Source organism: Diaminobutyricibacter sp. McL0608, from assembly GCF_039613825.1.
GTDB lineage: Bacteria > Actinomycetota > Actinomycetes > Actinomycetales > Microbacteriaceae > Diaminobutyricibacter.
Window position 1 is genome coordinate 1,346,259 of record NZ_CP154826.1, and the last position, 16,691, is coordinate 1,362,949.

Here is a 16,691-nt window from a genome sequence, read left to right on the forward strand (position 1 = left end):
CTCAACCGACCCTCACGGCGAATGGATCAGATGGCGGAACAGGCACCAGAGCACACCCTCCCCGGTGTGTCCTACGTCATGCCCGTGCTCAACGAGGTCACCCACGTGAGGGCTGCCGTCGACAGTCTGCTCGCCCAGGATTACGAAGGTCCGTTCGAGGTCACTCTCGCGCTCGGTCCGAGCATCGACGGCACGACGGAGCTCGTCGCCGAGTTGTCGGCGGCCGACCCGCGCATCAAGATCGTCGAGAACGAGGTCGGCTCGACGCCCTCCGGGCTGAACCTGGCGATCGAGGCTTCCATCTACCCGATCGTCGTGCGCGTCGACGCGCATTCCGTGCTGCCCGCCGATTACACCCGCATCGCGGTCGAGACGATTGAGTCGACCGGTGCAGACAATGTGGGCGGAATCATGGATGCTCAGGGCATCACTCCGTTCGAGCGCGCGGTCGCACGCGCGTACGGAAGCCGGATCGGACTCGGGGGCACCAAGCTCCATGTCGGGGGTGAGGACGGCCCGGCGGAGACGGTCTACCTGGGGGTCTTCCAACGGCAGCGGCTCCTCGACGTCGGGCTCTTCGACGAAGGTATCAAGCGGGGGCAGGACTGGGAGCTGAACCGACGCCTTCGTGCATCGGGCGGCACCGTCTGGTTCACTCCACGCCTCAAGGTCACCTACCGCCCCAGACCCAACCTCGATCGCCTTGCACGCCAATTCGTCTCGACCGGCGTCTGGCGCGGCGAACTCGCGCGCCGTTTTCCCGCCGCCAACGGCATCCGCTATTTCGTCCCGCCGGCGATGGTCGTCGCCGTCACACTCGGATTCCTCCTCGGCATCGGCGGAATCGTCCAGGCCGCCGTCGGCGCGACGCCGTGGCTGCTCCTCGGGTTCGCCATCCCTGCGTTCTACCTGCTCAGCGTCATCGTCGCCGCAATCGTGCTGATGCGCTCGGAGGGCCTTCGCGCGACGCTCTGGTTTCTCATAGTCTTGCCGTGCATCCACTTCTGCTGGGGGATCGGCTTCGTACTGGGCTACCTCTCGCTCACGCGCAACATCACAGCACACACGGGAAGGTAGGCATGGACGCCTCTGCAACAGGGTCCCACGGCGCCCATCCGACCTCGATCGCCGAGCTGCGCGCGATCGCCCAGCCGCCCGAAGTGCGCGGCCGGCGCAACGCGGAACACTGGACGGCGTCGCTCTACCTCCGCAACCTGTCGCCGTATCTGACCTGGCTGCTGCTGAAGACGAGCATCTCGGCCAACGGTGTGACCGGATTGATGATCCTGGTCGGCTGGTCGACTGCTGCAGCCCTCCTGATCCCGGGGATCTGGGGAGCGGTCCTCGCCCTCATCCTCGGGCAGCTGCAGATGCTGGTCGACTGCTGCGACGGCGAGGTCGCCCGCTGGCGGGGCACCTCATCGCCTGCTGGCGTCTTCCTGGACAAGGTCGGGCACTACACGACGGAGGCTCTCATCCCCGTCGTGCTCGGTTTCCGCGCTGCCGGATCCCCGTTTCAGGCGCCCGAGGACTATCTCTGGACGACACTCGGCGTCACGCTCGCGCTGATCATCGTGCTCAACAAGGCGCTCAACGACATGGTCCACGTCGCGCGCGCCAACGCCGGGCTCGCGAAACTCGCGGATACGCACGGCGAGTCGGCGCCGACGCACGGTCTCGTCTCGACACTGCGGCGCGCAGCACGGTTCGTTCCGTTCCACCGGCTCTACCACTCGGTCGAACTGACGATGCTCGCGCTGCTCGCCGCCATCGTCGGCCTGTTCATCGGCGACGACCTCGCGAACCGCATCCTCGTCGCCGTATTGGTTCCGCTGGCCCTTCTCGCGCTCATCGGGCACTTCATCGCGATCATGGCGTCGAAACGTGTCCGGTCCTGAGCCCACGACCTTCGGAGTCGTCGTCCTCACGCAGGGGAAGAGGCCCGATGATCTGAGGCGGGGCCTTGCTTCCGTCCTCGCCCAGCAGGGCGTCGAGACCGACATCGTCGTGGTGGGAAACGGCTGGGATCCCGCGGCGGCGGAGCCGCCCCTTCCTGACGGTGTCGCCACTCTTGCTCTCGAGGAGAACCTCGGCATTCCTGCCGGACGCAACCGCGGTGTGCCATGCGTCTCAGGGGAGCTCCTCTTCTTCCTCGATGACGATGCGAGCATCCCCTCGCCGCATTTTCTGGCCGAAGCCGCCGCGCACCTCATCCGCGATCCTGCGATCGGGATGATCCAGCCCCGCGTCGTCGATCCGTCGGGGAGCACGTCGCCGCGGCGTTGGGTGCCACGCATCCGCAAGGGTGAAGCAGACCAGTCGAGCGTGGTGTTCTCTGTGTGGGAGGGAGCGGTCGTCATTCCGCGGGACCTCTTCGAGGCGACCGGCGGCTGGGCCGACCCCTTCTTCTACGCGCACGAAGGGATCGAGCTGGCCTGGCGGGTCTGGGACCAGGGCAGGTGCGCCTGGTACGCGGGTGATCTGGTGGCGCATCATCCGGCGATCGAACCCACACGGCACTCGTACTACTACCGGCTCAACGCACGCAATCGGGTTTGGCTCGCGCGACGCAACCTGCCCGCGATCCTCGTCCCGCTGTATGTGGGCGCCTGGACGGGCATCCAGCTCCTCCGGTGGTTCCGTCGACCGTCGGCACTCGTCGCGTGGTTCGGCGGATGGTCGGAAGGCTGGAGGACGGACCCGGGCGAGCGCAGGCCGATGTCCTGGCGAACCGTGTGGCGCATGACGCGTGCCGGACGGCCGCCGGTCGTCTGAGCGGGGTTGTCAGGGCTCGGGTGCGGTTTCCGGGCGGGCATCGGGGCGGGGCCACGGGAGCGCACGGCGGGCCATCCGACCGGCACCCGCGGCAGCCCCACCCGCAACGCCACCGATCCTCCTGAGGCCGCTGGACGCCGTCGTGAGCACGGCCGGGCGGGAGCGGATCACGAGCGGCGGAAGGTCGAGCGCCGGGACATAGTCCGCTGGAGCCGGTCCGAACGCGAGCCTGGAATTCTGAATGACCCGGCGGCCGACCATGTTGTTGCCGGCGCCTCCCACCACCGCACCGACGCCGAACGGAATCGCACGGGCGACGATGCTCGCTCCGCCGCGCACAGCGAACTGGCGGAGAAAGACGGTCTTCAACCGGTCGGCGAGTGGGCCGACCACTGCCCGAGGAAGGCTGGAAGCGATGAGTTCGCCCCAGTAAGCGGTGCGGGTCGTTCCGGAGCCGCCGAGCTGACCGGCGAGCTGGCGCACGAGATCTGAGCCTTCGCGCCCGAGCATCATCGTGAGGACCAGAGCACGAGCGCGATCAGGATCGTCGACGGCGATTCCGTGGAGCTCGCTGAGCGATTGCGCATAGAGGGCCGTCGCCTCGAGGAATCCGGCGGTCTCCAGACCGGAGAGCGCGAGGGTGATGCCGGTGCCGATGCTCGGTACCACCGCAGTCACCCCGACGGCGGCTCCCCCTGTGGTGACGGCCGCGAGATAGCGGCGTTCGAGAATCGTGGCGAGCTGCGCCGGCGCGGCACCAGGGTTGCGGCGCCGGATGGATCGAAGGTGCGAAAGAACGACCGGGCGCTGGATCGCAAGGAAACGGTCGATACCGCGGTTGAGCACCGGGGAAGTCTGGCCGCCGCGCGGCGTTCCCCCTGTCGACGAGACGATCGGTTTCGGTGTACGTGCCATCGCCCCGAGTCTACGTGCCGCCCTCAATACATGTATTATAAGTAGCGTGCACTTACAGCACGAACAGTAGAGGCTGCAGCGCTCTGGATTCGCAGGCTTGGGACGAATAGTCATGACGTATGCCTGAACCCCATTCGAAAGCCGCCCGCCTGTTCGGTGAACGTGTCCGCGATGCGCGATTGGGGCTCGGCCTCAGCCAGGAGAGCATCGCAGACCTCGCCGAGATGCACGTGACGAACTTCGGCAAGATCGAGAGGGGTGTTGCCAACCCCAGCCTCCACACGATCGTGCGGATCGCCGCCGTGCTCGGCATCGACCCGGCGACTCTCGTTGCCGGACTCGGTCAGGGTGACCTGCCCGAGCGGATGCATGCACTGACAGCCGCCGAATACATTCGTGAACGCAATCTGCGGTCGGGATCGATCAGCTGACCGCGGGTCAGAAACTCACCTGCCACAGATATTCGGCTCCGTCGGGCGCGAACCACCGCACGACGACGATCGTGTCGCGGGCCGGGTCGGGGCCACTGACGCTCGCGTGGATCACGCCGCCGGGATGCACGACCGACGGCGCTGCGACCCGCAGCCTCGAGGTGCCGAACACGCTGACCGTGACTCCGCGAAGCGCGTGGTCGGCCATGTTTCGGATGCGATAGTGCGGTGCCGCGTCACGTTCGACATGCCAGGGAACCCGGTAGGCGGCAGGACGGGGTCGGAAACGGCTGAGGATGCGTGGAACTCTGCGTCGGATCATGCGGCAACGCTAAGCGCCGCATCCGACCATCTCCGCGGTCGAGCCGCTGGCGTCGACGATTTCTGTGGACGACGGAGTGAACCTGCCTGCTGTTGAGGAGTCGCCGAGTCCAGCCCGGCCCAGCGTCAGACGCCGTAGTCGGTGTTGTACAGCGCGAGGACGTCGTCGATCGGGCCGTCGAGCACCAGCTTGCCCTTGTCGAGATAGAGTCCGCGGGAGCAGAACCGGCGCAGGTCCTTCTCGTTGTGCGACACGAAGAAGAGGGTGCGACCGCCGTCGAGCAGTTCCTCGATGCGTGCATAGCACTTCTCCTTGAATCCCCGGTCTCCGACGGCGAGCACTTCGTCGACCAGGATGATCGGCTCCTCGAGGCGGGAGATGACCGAGAATGCGATACGCACCTTCATGCCGCTCGACAGGTGCTTGTACGGCGTATCGACGAAGTCTTCGATCTCGGCGAATCCGATGATGTCCTCGAAGCGGTCGTCGATCTGGCTGCGGGTCATCCCGTGAAGACCCGCGGTCAGGTAGACGTTGTCGCGCACCGTGAGATCGTCGACGAATCCGCCTGTGATCTCGATGAGCGGTGCGACGCCCTCGGCGACGACGACCTCGCCCTCGTCGGGAAGGACGACGCCCGCGACGAGTTTCAAAAGCGTCGACTTGCCCTGCCCATTGCGGCCGACCACGCCGATGGCCTCGCCGGCCTGGACATCGAACGTGAGGTTGCGCAGCGCCCAGAATTCGTCGGGCTTGCTCCTGCGGTTGCTCGACGAGAAGAGGTCTTTGAACAATCGCCTGCCGCCTCGGTTGCGCCGAAAGCGGATGCCGATCGATCGGGCCTCGATCACTGGCGCACTCATCAGATCTCCTTCAGCACCGCGCGCTCGCAGCGCTTGAAAACGAAGAAGCCGACAGCGAGGAGGAGCAGGGACATGATCGTAGCCACAGCGACGAGGAACCAGTCGAGTTCCTGCGGGAAGAAAGCCGAGCGGTAGAGGCTGAAGATGCCCGTCAGCGGATTGAAGGCCGCCCAGAAGTGCCAGGTGAAGAGCGTGTCAGCCTGCTGGCCGACTGAGGCCGCGCAGTGTTTCGCGGCCACAGCGGTCGTGCAGCCGCCCGGCAGGTCGCGCGCGCTGTAGATGATCGGGGACGCGTAGAAGAGGAAGCGGAGAAAGAGCTTGACCGCCCGTTCGAGATCGCGGAAGAAGACCACGAGCGGAGCGACGATCAGGCCGACTCCGATCGTCAGGATCGTCTGGATGAGGACCGCGAGCGGGAAGAAGAGGATGTTCCAGTTGAGGCTTGCGTGGCTCACGATCGCGAAGAGCGCGATGACCGGGAGCGAGGCGAGGAACTCGATGCCCTTCGACAGTACGAGGCGATTGACCCAGATCGTCCGCGGGATCGTCGTCGACCGGATCAGCTTCGCTTCGCGGATGAACGCGCGCGTGCAGTCGGAGATGGTGCCGTTGAACCACATCCAGGGAAGCAGCGCCGCGAGGAGGAAGACGATGTACGGGTCTTCTCCGACCGAACGTTTGAAGATCTGGGTGAACACGAACCAGTAGATCGCGCTCATCACGAGCGGGTCGAGGATCGACCAGAAGTAGCCGAGCGCGCTCGTCGAATAGCGAACCCGGAGATCGCGCTTCGTCAGCAGCCACAGCGAGTGGCGATAGCGAGCCGAACGCGTCCGTTGGCCGGGGCGCACTTCGGCGTATGTACTCACGAAACCCATCGTATTGGTCAGGCTGCGCGACAAATGGCGCAGGTCGTATCGGCGACCATACGACTATACGAAGAGATTGGCCCTCTCGAGGTCCTCGGCGAAGTCGACCTCGACCGCGTACAGGTCCGAGATGTCGACAGGCTCGACGAGCATGCGGTCCTGCTCGATGGCGAGTTCGATGCCGCGCTCGAAGTAGTCCTGGTCGCCGACGCGCTGGAGCTGGCGCAGGAGAGCCGCTTTGTCGCCGCTCGACACGTAGTTGATCCCGACGGCCTCGCCCAGGCCGTTCTTCACCGTCTTCGACAGCTCTTCGATGTAGCCTTCGGCGCCGGTGGTGTACTTGACCTCTTCGTCGGCCACCGATGACGTGTTCACTGTGACGAACGTCTGGTCGCGGGCCACCATCGCCGCAGCGCGGTCGAGGACGGTCGGATCGAAGACGACGTCGCCGTTCATCCAGAGCACACCGCCGGAGGTCGACGCCTGGAGGGCGCGCATGAGGCTCTTGGACGTGTTCGTCTGGTCGTACATCTCGTTGTAGACGAAGGATGCGTCGGGGAACGCCTCGATGATGTGCTCGAGCTTGTAGCCGACGACGATCGTCACCTTGGCGGCCTTGCCGAAGGCGTGGTGGATGTTGTCGAACTGCTGCTGCATGATCGTGCGGCCATCGCTCAACTCGGTGAGCGGCTTCGGGAGGGTACGCCCGAGACGGCTGCCCATTCCGGCCGCCAGAATCACTACCTGTGTGGTCATAATCGTCTCCTTGTGTTCCGTGCGGCCGCTGGCCTTACCAGCGCCGGCCGCGCGAATCGCTTCCCCAGAGGAGCGTTCACCCGGCGTTCACCCGCACTTACGCGTATCGACACCCCTTTATGCCGTCGCCAGTTTACCGATGCACCCCTTCGAGGGGCAGCGGTAGCCGAGGTCGTTGTGCACTCGTGATATTCCTCACAGGAGTTTCCTAGGTGCGATTCTGGGTAGAACTGCACAACTTCGTGACTATGCGACGCAGATCGGAGAGCGGCTTGATACGTTAGCGGAGTGAGTTTCGAGCGCCCACCTTCTGACAGCCCCGAGTCCTCAGAGACCCCGGAAAAGAAGACGAGCGCCCCGCGACCGTCCACGCGCCGCGCGACCTCGACCCGAACTGCGAGCGCTACCGAAAAGGGGCCGGCCGCCGCACCGGCGAAGCGCGCGACTCCCGCAGCCCGGCGCACGTCGACACGCACCCCGGCCGATCGCAAGCGGGATGAATCCGATGAGGCTGCGGTCGAGTCGACGGTGGTGGCCGAGTCCACCTCGAAGACCGCCGAACCCGCCGCGAAGGACGAGGCCGCCGCCGTCGGCACGGCAGCCCCCACAGCGCCGAGCACCCGAACGCGCAAGCCTGCGACACGCAAGCCGGCCGCGCGCTCGACCACACGCACGGCGTCCGCAGGGGCGGCGGCCGCTTCCAGCGGGTCGGCGGAAGCGTCTGAAGATCAGCCGCCCGCGAAGGCTCCCGCTCGTAAGCCTGCGACGACCCGCACGCGCACGACCTCCCCGGTGTCGCAGCCGAAGACCACTCCGACACGTTCGCGGGCCGCGAAGCCCGCCGAGGCAGCACCGACCGCCACCCCTGACGTCGAGGCGACCCCGGAGGTCGTGACGCAGACCGTCGCAGAGCTCGTCGTCCAGCCTTCGGTCGTTGTGGTGTCGGCCGTAGCGGAGGCGCCGGTTGTCGAGGAGACGCCCGTCGCTGAGGTTGCGCCGGTTGTTGCGGAGACGCCCGTCGCTGAGGTTGCGCCGGTTGTCGAGGAGGCGCCCGTCGCTGAGGTGGCGCCGGTTGTTGCGGAGACGCCGGTTGTCGAAGAGACGCCTGTCCCCGAGGTGGCGCCAGTTCCCGAGGCGCCCGCGGTCGTCGAGGTGGTTGCCGTTGCGGACGAGCCAGCCGGGGTGGATGAATCGCCGTCGGTGGCGGAGATGGCTGTTCTCGAAGAAGCTCTTCTCGTCGAGCAGGCGCCTGTTCTCGAAGAGGGCGTTGTGCCGGTAGGAGAAGAACTACCGATCGATGAGCCGCTGGCGGAACTGGCGAGCTCTTCGGCCGTTCTCGCGGCGACCACGGAGGCTCCGGTCGCTCCGGACGCCACGACTGCCCCGATCGTGCTCTCCCTCTCCGGCCTCGTGAAGCGCTTCGGCGACACCGTCGCTGTCGACGGCGTGTCCCTCGACGTGCGACGTGGTTCGTTCTACGGCATTGTCGGACCGAATGGGGCAGGAAAGACGACGACGCTGTCCATGGTCACCGGCCTGCTCCGACCCGACGCGGGCCGCGTTCTGGTACACGGCGTCGACGCGTGGATGGACCCTGTCAAGGCCAAGCGCACGATCGGAGTGCTGCCGGACAAGCTTCGGCTGTTCGACAGACTGACCGGGGCGCAGCTGCTCTACTACTCGGGGACGCTTCGCGGACTCAAGAACGACGTCGTCCGCTCGCGCTCGGCCGACCTCGCGAAGGCGCTCGGCATCGAAGACGCCTTGAACCGCCTGGTCGCCGACTACTCCGCGGGCATGACGAAGAAGATCGCTCTCGCGGCCGCGATGATCCACTCGCCCCGACTGCTCGTGCTCGACGAGCCTTTCGAATCCGTCGACCCCGTGTCGGCGGCGAACGTGATCGACATCCTGCAGCGATACGTCTCCGCCGGAGGGACCGTCGTGCTCTCCAGCCACGGGATGGACCTCATCCAGCGGGTCTGCGACAGCGTCGCGATCATCGTCCGTGGGCGCGTGCTGGCCGCGGGCACGGTCGATGAGGTCCGCGGGGAAGAGACGCTCGAAGAGCGCTTCGTCGAACTCGCGGGCGGACGCAAAGCGGCGGAAGGCATGGAGTGGTTACACAGTTTCTCCGACTGAAACTCCGGCTGATGGCGAACGCTTTCCGGCGCAGCCCCTGGCAGGTGTTCGGGCTGGTGATCGGACTCGTCTACGGCCTGATCATCACCGTCGTGGTCGTTCTGTCCCTGGTCGGCGCGCGGCTGTCGCCCGATGTCGCACTCGTGCACAACGTCCTGACGGTGGTCGGATCGGTGGTGCTCACCGGGTTCGTGCTGCTCCCGCTCGTGTTCGGGGTCGACGACACGCTCGACCCGCGCAAGTTCTCCCTGTTCGGCATTCAGAACCGGCAACTGGCAACGGGACTCGCGCTCGCGGCACTCATCGGCATCCCGTCACTGGTGCTGACGATCTGTTCGCTCTCGACGGTGGTCACCTGGTCACGCGACCTTGGTTCGGCCTTCGTCGCACTGGTCTGCGCGGTACTTGCCGTCCTCACCTGCGTGATCGCCTCGCGTATCTCGACCTCGGTCGCCTCGTTCCTGCTCGCAACCCGGCGTTCGCGTGAATTCGGCGGACTCGCCGGGGTCCTGATCGTCGTCCTCATCTCGCCGGTCGTCATTCTCCTGCTCACCGTCGACTGGGGTCGCGATGGGATGCGCGTTCTGAACGGCTTCGCCGGCTGGCTCGCCTGGACGCCGCTCGGCGCGGTCTGGTCGGCTCCGGGAGCGGCGGCCGAGGGCGATTGGGGCGCAGCCGTGCTCCAGGTGCTCATCGCGGCCGCAACACTCGGGCTTCTCTGGCTCGTATGGGTCGCGCTCGTGGCTCGGATGCTCGTGACACCCCAGCGCGAAGCACAGGCCAAGGCCTACGCAGGGCTCGGATGGTTCGACAGGCTCCCGGGGGGCCCGACCGCGGCGATAGCCGCACGGTCGATAACGTACTGGGGCCGCGACGCACGGTACTGGATCGCTCTCGTGATGATCCCGATCTTTCCGATCTTCATCGTCGTGGCCCTGACCGTCGCCGGCATCCCTTCGCACTACACCGCCCTGCTGCCGCTTCCGATCATGTGTCTCTTCCTCGGCTGGACGATCCACAACGACATCGCCTTCGACAACACGGCGATCTGGCTGCACGTCGTCTCCGGGACCCGCGGGCTCGCCGACCGAGTGGGAAGGATCTTCCCCGTCGTGCTCGTCGGCATCCCCCTCATCGCCATCGGATCCGTGGTGACCACCGCTGTCTTCGGGGACTGGGTCGTCCTGCCCGCGGTCGCCGCCCTGAGCGGCGCTCTGCTGCTCATCGGAATCGGCCTGTCGAGCGTCGCATCCGCCATGTTCCCGTACCCCGCGACCAAACCCGGCGACAGTGCGTTCGCGCAGCCGCAGACCTCAGGGGCCTCGGCAGCGCTCGTGCAGTCACTGAGCTTCTTCGCGATCATCCTGCTCGCCGCTCCGATCATCGCGACCTTCGTGCTGGGGCTCCTCGTCGCGCAGTTCTGGATCGTCGTGTCTCCGATCGTGGCCGTGCTGATCGGCTTCGGTGCGCTGTTCGGAGGCCTCTACCTCGGCGCCAGGGCTTTCGATCGGCGAGGGCCGGAACTCATGGCGTTTGCGACGCGGAACGACTGAGCTCCCGACCGACCTAAACTGGAATCATGTACGACGCGAGCATCTCGGAACCCGGTGGCATCCCCGACGGTGGCGGAACGACGACTCTCGACCGTGAGCTCGAGGAACTGCTGCAGCACGAGACCATCGAGCCCGGCGATCACGAGCGCTTCTCGCACTACGTGAAGAAAGAGCAGATCCTCGAGTCGGCTATGACCGGCAAGCCCGTCAAGGCACTGTGCGGCAAGATGTGGACACCCGGGCGCGACCCCCAGAAATTCCCGATCTGCCCAACCTGCAAAGAGATCTACGAGCAGATGAGCGACGCCTGAGGGCATACCGCTAGACGAAGATCGTCGGCAGCACCGGGTCGCCGCGGCCGAGACGGAAGGCCTGGTCCGGCAGCTCGGCCATGGCGGCCGCACGATGCTCACGCGCGCGTGTGACTCCGTCCGGTCCGAGGTGGCTGCGGTCGACGACGCCGTCGGTGATCAGCGGGACCAGAAGGTCACGACCCCGATCATCCACGTCGTCGCCTTCCCCGATGATGTGGATGGCCTCCGCGACAGCACGACCCGACTCGTCCAGCCGACGTACGGGGTGTTTGCGACCCCCGACACTCGCCTTGCCGTCCGACTTCTTCGCGACCGGGATCCACTCGCCCACGTGCCCGCGTGGTCGATGCGCCACGAGCTTGTAGACCATGCCCGACGCGGGGAACCCCGAGCCGGTCACCACCGACGTGCCGACGCCGTACGAATCGACGGGCGAGGCTGCAAGAGCGGCGATCGTGAACTCATCGAGATCGTTGGTCACAGTGATGCGTGTCCGGGTGGCGCCCAGGGAGTCGAGTTGGGTGCGCACCTTGCGCACCAGGGAAGGCAGGTCGCCGGAATCGAGGCGCACCGCGCCGAGCTCGGGGCCGGCGACGCGCACTGCGCGCTCGATGGCGCGCTCGACGTCGAACGTATCGACGAGCAGGGTCGTACTCGGTCCGAGAGCCGCGACCTGCGCTCGGAACGCATCCTCCTCGGTGTCGTGGAGCAGCGTGAACGCATGCGCCGCCGTTCCCATCGTGGGAACGCCCCAGGTGTGTCCGGCCTCCAGGTTCGATGTCGCGCTGAACCCGGCGATGAACGCTGCACGAGCGGCAGCGACGGCTGCTCGCTCATTCGCGCGACGCGACCCCATCTCCGCGATGGGGCGGCCTGCGGCAGCAGTCACCATGCGGGCGGCGGCACTGGCCACGGCCGAGTCGAAGTTGAAGACGCTGAGAATCAGAGTCTCGAGGATCACCCCTTCGGCGAACGGTGCGTCCACGACCAGGAACGGTGAGCCGGGAAAGAAGACCTCGCCCTCACGGTAGCCACTGATCGAACCCGAGAAGCGGTAGTCGGCGAGCCAGTCGATCGTCGCATCCCTGACGACCCCCGCGCTGCGCAGCCACTCGAGCTCTGTGTCGCCGAACCGGAACTGCTCGATGAGTTCGAGCAGGCGACCGGTGCCACCGATGATGCCGTACCTGCGGCCCGGGGGAAGGTGGCGGGTGAAAGCTTCGAACACGCACTCGCGATCGTGTGTTCCCGCGAGCAGCGCGGCATCGAGCATGGTGAGTTCGTAGCGGTCGGTGAGGAGGGCGGATGAACCGGACACGGGCCAAGCCTAGCGATGCGATCGAAGTTATAGGCTGGCTTCTTGTGACCGATGCGCCGATTGGAATCTTCGACTCGGGCGTGGGCGGCCTGACCGTCGCGCGCGCAGTCCGCGACCAGCTCCCGGGGGAATCCATCCTCTACGTCGGCGACACGGCTCACTCGCCGTACGGACCGAAGCCGATCGCCGATGTGCGCCGCTATTCGCTCGAAGTCCTCGACTTCCTGGTCGACCAGGGCGTGAAACTGCTCGTGATCGCCTGCAACACCGCGTCGTCCGCAATGCTCCGGGATGCGAGGGAGCGGTACGACGTCCCCGTCGTCGAGGTGATCCAGCCTGCGGTTCGCCGAGCGGTCGCTGCGACGAAGACCGGCAGGGTCGGCGTGATCGGAACCGCGGGAACGATCAACTCGCGCGCCTACGAGGACGCGTTCGCCGCCGCTCCCGACCTGCAGCTGTTCGGCCAGGCCTGCCCGCGATTCGTCGAATTCGTCGAGGCCGGTGTGACCAGCGGCCCGGAGCTGCTCGATGTTGCGGCGGAGTACCTGCAGCCGTTGCGGGATGCGAGAGTCGACACCCTAGTCCTTGGCTGCACGCATTATCCATTCCTCAAAGGCGCGATCTCCTACGTGATGGGAGAGGGCGTGACGCTGGTGTCCAGCGACACGGAGACAGCGAACGACGTGTACCGCGTTCTGGTGGGACGCGGACTGGAGCGGACCGCTCCGGGTGCCCCGAGCATCCGTTACGAGGCGACCGGAGCGGACACCGCGGACTTCCTCCGCCTCGCACACCGGTTCATGGGGCCGGAGGTTGCGAGCGTCGACCTCGTGCGCACCGGCACCCTCGACCTCGGCGCGATCGCGACGTACTCCGACGGAAGATAGTCTGACCCGGTGAACGAAATCATCCGCGCCGACGGGCGCACCACAGACCAATTGCGCCCGATCACCATCGAACGCGGATGGAGCCGCCAGGCCGAAGGCTCGGCGCTCATCTCGTTCGGCGAGACTCGCGTGCTCTGCACCGCCTCGTTCACGAACGGTGTTCCCCGCTGGATGTCCGGCAAGGGCAAAGGCTGGGTCACGGCCGAATACGCCATGCTTCCGCGCTCGACCAACGACCGTATGGACCGCGAATCGGTCAAAGGCAAGATCGGGGGCCGCACCCACGAGATCAGCCGACTGATCGGGCGGAGCCTGCGCGCCGTGGTCGACATGAAGGCGCTCGGCGAGAACACGATCGTGCTCGACTGCGATGTGCTCCAGGCCGACGGCGGAACACGTACCGCGGCGATCACCGGCGCATACGTAGCGCTCGCCGATGCGCTCGAATGGGGGCGTGACCACCGTTTCATCGGACAGAAGGCGACTCCTCTCATCGACTCGGTGTCCGCTGTGTCGGTAGGGATCATCGACGGTGAACCGATGCTCGACCTCGCGTATGTGGAGGATGTGCGGGCCGAGACAGACATGAATGTCGTCGTCACCGGCCGTGGACTCTTCGTCGAGGTGCAGGGTACGGCCGAAGGCGCACCTTTCGATCGCCGCGAACTGGATTCGCTTCTCGACCTCGCGCTGTCCGGTACCACCACTCTCGCGGGCATCCAGGCCGCCGCGATCGCGGAGGGGCGTTGACCGTCCGTGTGGTCCTCGCGACCCACAACGCCCACAAGGTCGAAGAATTCCAACAGATCCTCGGTGCTTCGGCCCCGGAACTCGAGATCGTCGCCTACGACGGACCGGAACCGGTCGAGGACGGCGTGACCTTCGCTGACAATGCGCTCATCAAAGCGCGGGGCGCCTGCGCGCATACCGGTCTGCCGGCGCTCGCCGACGACTCAGGGATCTGTGTCGACGTGATGGGTGGTGCTCCCGGCATCTTCTCCGCACGCTGGGCGGGTCACCACGCTGATGCCGTCGCGAACAGACGGCTCCTGCTCGACCAGCTCTCCGACCTCGGCGAGGGCAAGCGTGGAGCGCACTTCACAGCGACCATCGCACTCGTGCTGCCCTCCGGCGAGGAGCGCGTCGTCGAGGGGCTGTGGCCGGGAGTCGTCGCAACGACCGAGAGCGGTGAGTACGGGTTCGGCTACGACCCCATCTTCATTCCGGCGGGACACGACGTCACTGCCGCGGAACTCGACCCGGCAGCCAAGAACGCCGAGAGCCACCGGGCGCGGGCGTTCGAGCGGCTCATCCCGGCAATCCGGACCCTGTCGAACCGGGAATGAGAACGGCACTCATTCCCAACTGGGGCGTGGATCTGGCGGGGCGCGTCTCGCGCGCCTACCGTTGAATCACCATGAGTCATGACCACGGGCATTCCGCCAACCGCAACCGACTCCTGATCGCGATCGGGATCGTCGGGTGCGTGCTCGTCGTCCAGGCGGTCGGCGCCTGGATCAGCGGTTCCTTGGCGCTTCTGGCGGATGCCGGCCACATGCTCAGTGACCTCACCGGTCTGATCATCGCGCTCATGGCCACGATTGTCGCGGCGCGACCCGCAAGTGACAGGCAGACGTTCGGCTACCAGCGCGCGGAGGTCTTCGGCGCACTGATCAATGGGCTGATCCTCGTCGCCGTCGCCGTCGTCGTGACGATCGGCGCGATCACCCGCCTGGTCACGCCCGGCCACGCAGACGTGCAGAGCACGCCGATGCTCGTGGTGGCGGCGATCGCGCTGGTCGCGAACTTCGCGGCGCTGCTGGTCCTGCGGCCGGCGGCGGGCCACTCGATCAACATGCGCGGAGCGTATCTCGAGGTGTTCGGCGACCTGGTCGGGTCGATTCTGGTCATCGCCGCGGCGCTCGTCATCATGTTCACGGGCTTCGTGGCGGCGGATGCGATCGCGTCGCTGGTGATCGCCGCGCTCATCCTCCCGCGCGCGTTCATCCTGTTGCGGGACGTCGTGCGTGTGCTCAGCGAGTCGGCGCCGGCCGACACGGACGTCGCTCAGATCCGCCAGCACATCCTCGGCACGGCCGGCGTGGTGGACGTGCATGATGTCCACGTCTGGGCCATCACGTCGGGTGCGCCGGTGTTCACGGCGCATGTCGTCGTCAAACCGGAGGTTTTCCGGTCGGGCGAGACCGGAAGGCTGCTGGATGACCTCTCAGAGTGCCTGTCGAACCATTTCGACGTCGAGCATTCGACGTTCCAGCTGGAACCGGCCGAGCACGCGGCTCACGAGGACGAACTGCACCGCTGAGTCGGAGGCCGGGATTCAGGCCGGGCTCAGAGTTCGGACGGCTTCTTCTCGAACACAGCCGGGTCGAGGGTGACCTCGGCGTCAGACGGGAGGGTCTGGGCGTCGGCGGCCTTCGCCAGTGCCGCCTTCTTGGCCTTCCGGGTGGACTGGATGTAGTGCCACAGTGTCGGAACGAGCGTCACGACGACGGCGCCGAGCAGGATGACGTCGATGTACTTCTGCACGAAGTCTGCGACGGGCGGAATGTATCCGATGACGAAACCGAAGTAGGTGAGTCCGGCGCCCCAGAGTACCGCTCCGATCGCGTTGTAGATCGAATACTTCTTGTAGTTCATGTGCCCGACGCCGGCCGCCACAGGTGCGAACGTACGCACGATCGGGACGAAACGGGCGAGGATGACGGCGAGCGCGCCGAACCGTTCGAAGAACTTGTTGGTGCGGCGCACGTTCTCCATGCTGAAGAGGCCGGTCTCCTTGCGCTCGAACACGCTCGGACCGAATCTGTGCCCGATCAGGTAGCCGACTTCGCCGCCGAGGAACGCCCCAAAAGCGATAGCGAGGCCGACCCACCAGATGTCAACGCCGAAGACGAGCGAGGTATGCGTCAGGAGGCCGGAGATCACGAGAAGCGTGTCACCCGGAAGGAGGAACCCTACGAGAAGGCCCGTCTCTGCGAAGACGATCGCAGAGACCACGACCAGCGCCCACGGGCCGGCCGAGTGAATGATCACATTCGGGTCCAGCCACGGAATGAGTGCAGCGTGATGGATCAAGATTCTCCAGGGGTGATGTCTCGGATCGAGGGAATGCTCAGAGTTTAGCTGCGCGGACCTGCGGAATCGATGCGAATCCTATGCGCTGTCCGAAAGATCATCCTGAGGTCTGACTGAAGTCTGGAAAGCGCGGGAGAAGGGACGTGAACCCTCGGAGTCTAGGAAGTGCGGGAGAAGGGACGTGAACCCTCGGAGTCTAGGAAGTGCGGGAGAAGGGACGTGAACCCTCGGAGTCTAGGAAGTGCGGGAGAAGGGACGTGAACCCTCGGAGTCTAGGAAGTGCGGGAGAAGGGACGTGAACCCTCGGAGTCTAGGAAGTGCGGGAGAAGGGACGTGAACCCTCGGAGTCTAGGAAGTGCGGGAGAAGGGACTTGAACCCTCACGCTCGAAAGCACAGGAACCTAAATCCTGCGTGTCTGCCAATTTCACCACTCCCGCTGACGCGGTAAC

18 protein-coding genes and 1 tRNA gene are annotated in these 16,691 nt (G+C 66.0%); 11 read left to right on the forward strand and 8 right to left on the reverse strand.

Annotated elements, in window-relative coordinates; all coding sequences use genetic code 11:
* Positions 1–30 precede the first annotated feature (30 nt).
* The 3 genes from AAYO93_RS06220 to AAYO93_RS06230 are packed head-to-tail and all read left to right on the forward strand — an operon-like array spanning position 31 to position 2,775.
* The gene (locus tag AAYO93_RS06220) at positions 31–1,077 is read left to right on the forward strand and encodes a glycosyltransferase family 2 protein (RefSeq protein WP_345764132.1); all 1,047 of its coding nucleotides are present in this window, start codon (positions 31–33) and stop codon (positions 1,075–1,077) included.
* 2 nt (positions 1,078–1,079) lie between these two features.
* Positions 1,080–1,898, forward strand: coding sequence for a CDP-alcohol phosphatidyltransferase family protein (locus AAYO93_RS06225; RefSeq protein ID WP_345764133.1), 819 nt, complete (start codon positions 1,080–1,082; stop codon positions 1,896–1,898).
* Positions 1,885–2,775, forward strand: a complete 891-nt coding sequence (locus AAYO93_RS06230) for a glycosyltransferase family 2 protein (RefSeq protein ID WP_345764134.1) — start codon at positions 1,885–1,887, stop codon at positions 2,773–2,775. Before AAYO93_RS06225 ends, AAYO93_RS06230 begins: the two co-directional genes overlap by 14 nt.
* A gap of 9 nt (positions 2,776–2,784) precedes the next feature.
* Here AAYO93_RS06230 and AAYO93_RS06235 read toward each other — a convergent pair whose 3' ends face one another.
* Entirely contained in the window at positions 2,785–3,690 is a 906-nt protein-coding gene (locus AAYO93_RS06235; protein WP_345764135.1) for a hypothetical protein, read from the reverse strand.
* 119 nt (positions 3,691–3,809) lie between these two features.
* Here AAYO93_RS06235 and AAYO93_RS06240 point away from each other — a divergent pair, with 119 nt between their 5' ends.
* Positions 3,810–4,121: a helix-turn-helix domain-containing protein gene (locus AAYO93_RS06240; protein WP_345764136.1), complete on the forward strand. Its 312-nt coding sequence runs from the start codon at positions 3,810–3,812 to the stop codon at positions 4,119–4,121.
* Between the two features lie 7 nt (positions 4,122–4,128).
* On the opposite strand, the gene AAYO93_RS06245 is transcribed toward AAYO93_RS06240, so the two are convergent.
* The 4 genes from AAYO93_RS06245 to AAYO93_RS06260 form a co-directional block, all read right to left on the reverse strand.
* Positions 4,129–4,443: a hypothetical protein gene (locus tag AAYO93_RS06245; protein WP_345764137.1), complete on the reverse strand. Its 315-nt coding sequence runs from the start codon at positions 4,441–4,443 to the stop codon at positions 4,129–4,131.
* Between the two features lie 125 nt (positions 4,444–4,568).
* Positions 4,569–5,306 carry an ABC transporter ATP-binding protein gene (locus AAYO93_RS06250; RefSeq protein ID WP_345764138.1) on the reverse strand — a complete coding sequence of 246 codons (738 nt, stop codon included), beginning with the start codon at positions 5,304–5,306 and terminating at the stop codon, positions 4,569–4,571.
* Positions 5,306–6,175, reverse strand: coding sequence for an ABC transporter permease (locus tag AAYO93_RS06255; protein WP_345764139.1), 870 nt, complete (start codon positions 6,173–6,175; stop codon positions 5,306–5,308). Before AAYO93_RS06255 ends, AAYO93_RS06250 begins: the two co-directional genes overlap by 1 nt.
* Before the next feature lie 63 nt (positions 6,176–6,238).
* Positions 6,239–6,931 carry a phosphocholine cytidylyltransferase family protein gene (locus tag AAYO93_RS06260; protein ID WP_345764140.1) on the reverse strand — a complete coding sequence of 231 codons (693 nt, stop codon included), beginning with the start codon at positions 6,929–6,931 and terminating at the stop codon, positions 6,239–6,241.
* Between the two features lie 288 nt (positions 6,932–7,219).
* Here AAYO93_RS06260 and AAYO93_RS06265 point away from each other — a divergent pair, with 288 nt between their 5' ends.
* The 3 genes from AAYO93_RS06265 to AAYO93_RS06275 are packed head-to-tail and all read left to right on the forward strand — an operon-like array spanning position 7,220 to position 10,937.
* Complete coding sequence (locus AAYO93_RS06265; protein ID WP_345764141.1) at positions 7,220–9,073, forward strand: ABC transporter ATP-binding protein; 1,854 nt, start codon at positions 7,220–7,222, stop codon at positions 9,071–9,073.
* A gap of 11 nt (positions 9,074–9,084) precedes the next feature.
* A complete protein-coding gene (locus tag AAYO93_RS06270; RefSeq protein ID WP_345764142.1) occupies positions 9,085–10,626 on the forward strand; it encodes a hypothetical protein in 1,542 nt (513 codons plus the stop codon).
* 26 nt (positions 10,627–10,652) lie between these two features.
* On the forward strand, positions 10,653–10,937 hold the full coding sequence (locus AAYO93_RS06275; protein WP_345764143.1) for a DUF3039 domain-containing protein: 285 nt from the start codon (positions 10,653–10,655) through the stop codon (positions 10,935–10,937).
* Positions 10,938–10,947: 10 nt separating this feature from the next.
* On the opposite strand, the gene AAYO93_RS06280 is transcribed toward AAYO93_RS06275, so the two are convergent.
* Entirely contained in the window at positions 10,948–12,258 is a 1,311-nt protein-coding gene (locus tag AAYO93_RS06280) for a nicotinate phosphoribosyltransferase (RefSeq protein ID WP_345764144.1), read from the reverse strand.
* 44 nt (positions 12,259–12,302) lie between these two features.
* On the opposite strand from AAYO93_RS06280, the gene murI reads away from it, so the two are divergent.
* The 4 genes from murI (at position 12,303) to AAYO93_RS06300 (ending at position 15,468) form a co-directional block, all read left to right on the forward strand.
* Positions 12,303–13,145, forward strand: a complete 843-nt coding sequence (murI, locus tag AAYO93_RS06285) for a glutamate racemase (protein WP_345764145.1) — start codon at positions 12,303–12,305, stop codon at positions 13,143–13,145.
* 9 nt (positions 13,146–13,154) lie between these two features.
* Positions 13,155–13,895 carry a ribonuclease PH gene (gene rph / locus AAYO93_RS06290; protein ID WP_345764146.1) on the forward strand — a complete coding sequence of 247 codons (741 nt, stop codon included), beginning with the start codon at positions 13,155–13,157 and terminating at the stop codon, positions 13,893–13,895.
* Positions 13,892–14,491, forward strand: a complete 600-nt coding sequence (gene rdgB / locus AAYO93_RS06295) for an RdgB/HAM1 family non-canonical purine NTP pyrophosphatase (RefSeq protein ID WP_345764147.1) — start codon at positions 13,892–13,894, stop codon at positions 14,489–14,491. Before rph ends, rdgB begins: the two co-directional genes overlap by 4 nt.
* Before the next feature lie 71 nt (positions 14,492–14,562).
* Positions 14,563–15,468: a cation diffusion facilitator family transporter gene (locus AAYO93_RS06300; RefSeq protein WP_345764148.1), complete on the forward strand. Its 906-nt coding sequence runs from the start codon at positions 14,563–14,565 to the stop codon at positions 15,466–15,468.
* Between the two features lie 26 nt (positions 15,469–15,494).
* Here the strand turns inward: AAYO93_RS06300 and AAYO93_RS06305 are convergent, their stop codons facing one another.
* Positions 15,495–16,241 carry a DedA family protein gene (locus AAYO93_RS06305; protein WP_434056672.1) on the reverse strand — a complete coding sequence of 249 codons (747 nt, stop codon included), beginning with the start codon at positions 16,239–16,241 and terminating at the stop codon, positions 15,495–15,497.
* Between the two features lie 356 nt (positions 16,242–16,597).
* A tRNA-Leu gene (locus AAYO93_RS06310) sits at positions 16,598–16,679 on the reverse strand.
* Between the last annotated feature and the right edge of the window lie 12 nt (positions 16,680–16,691).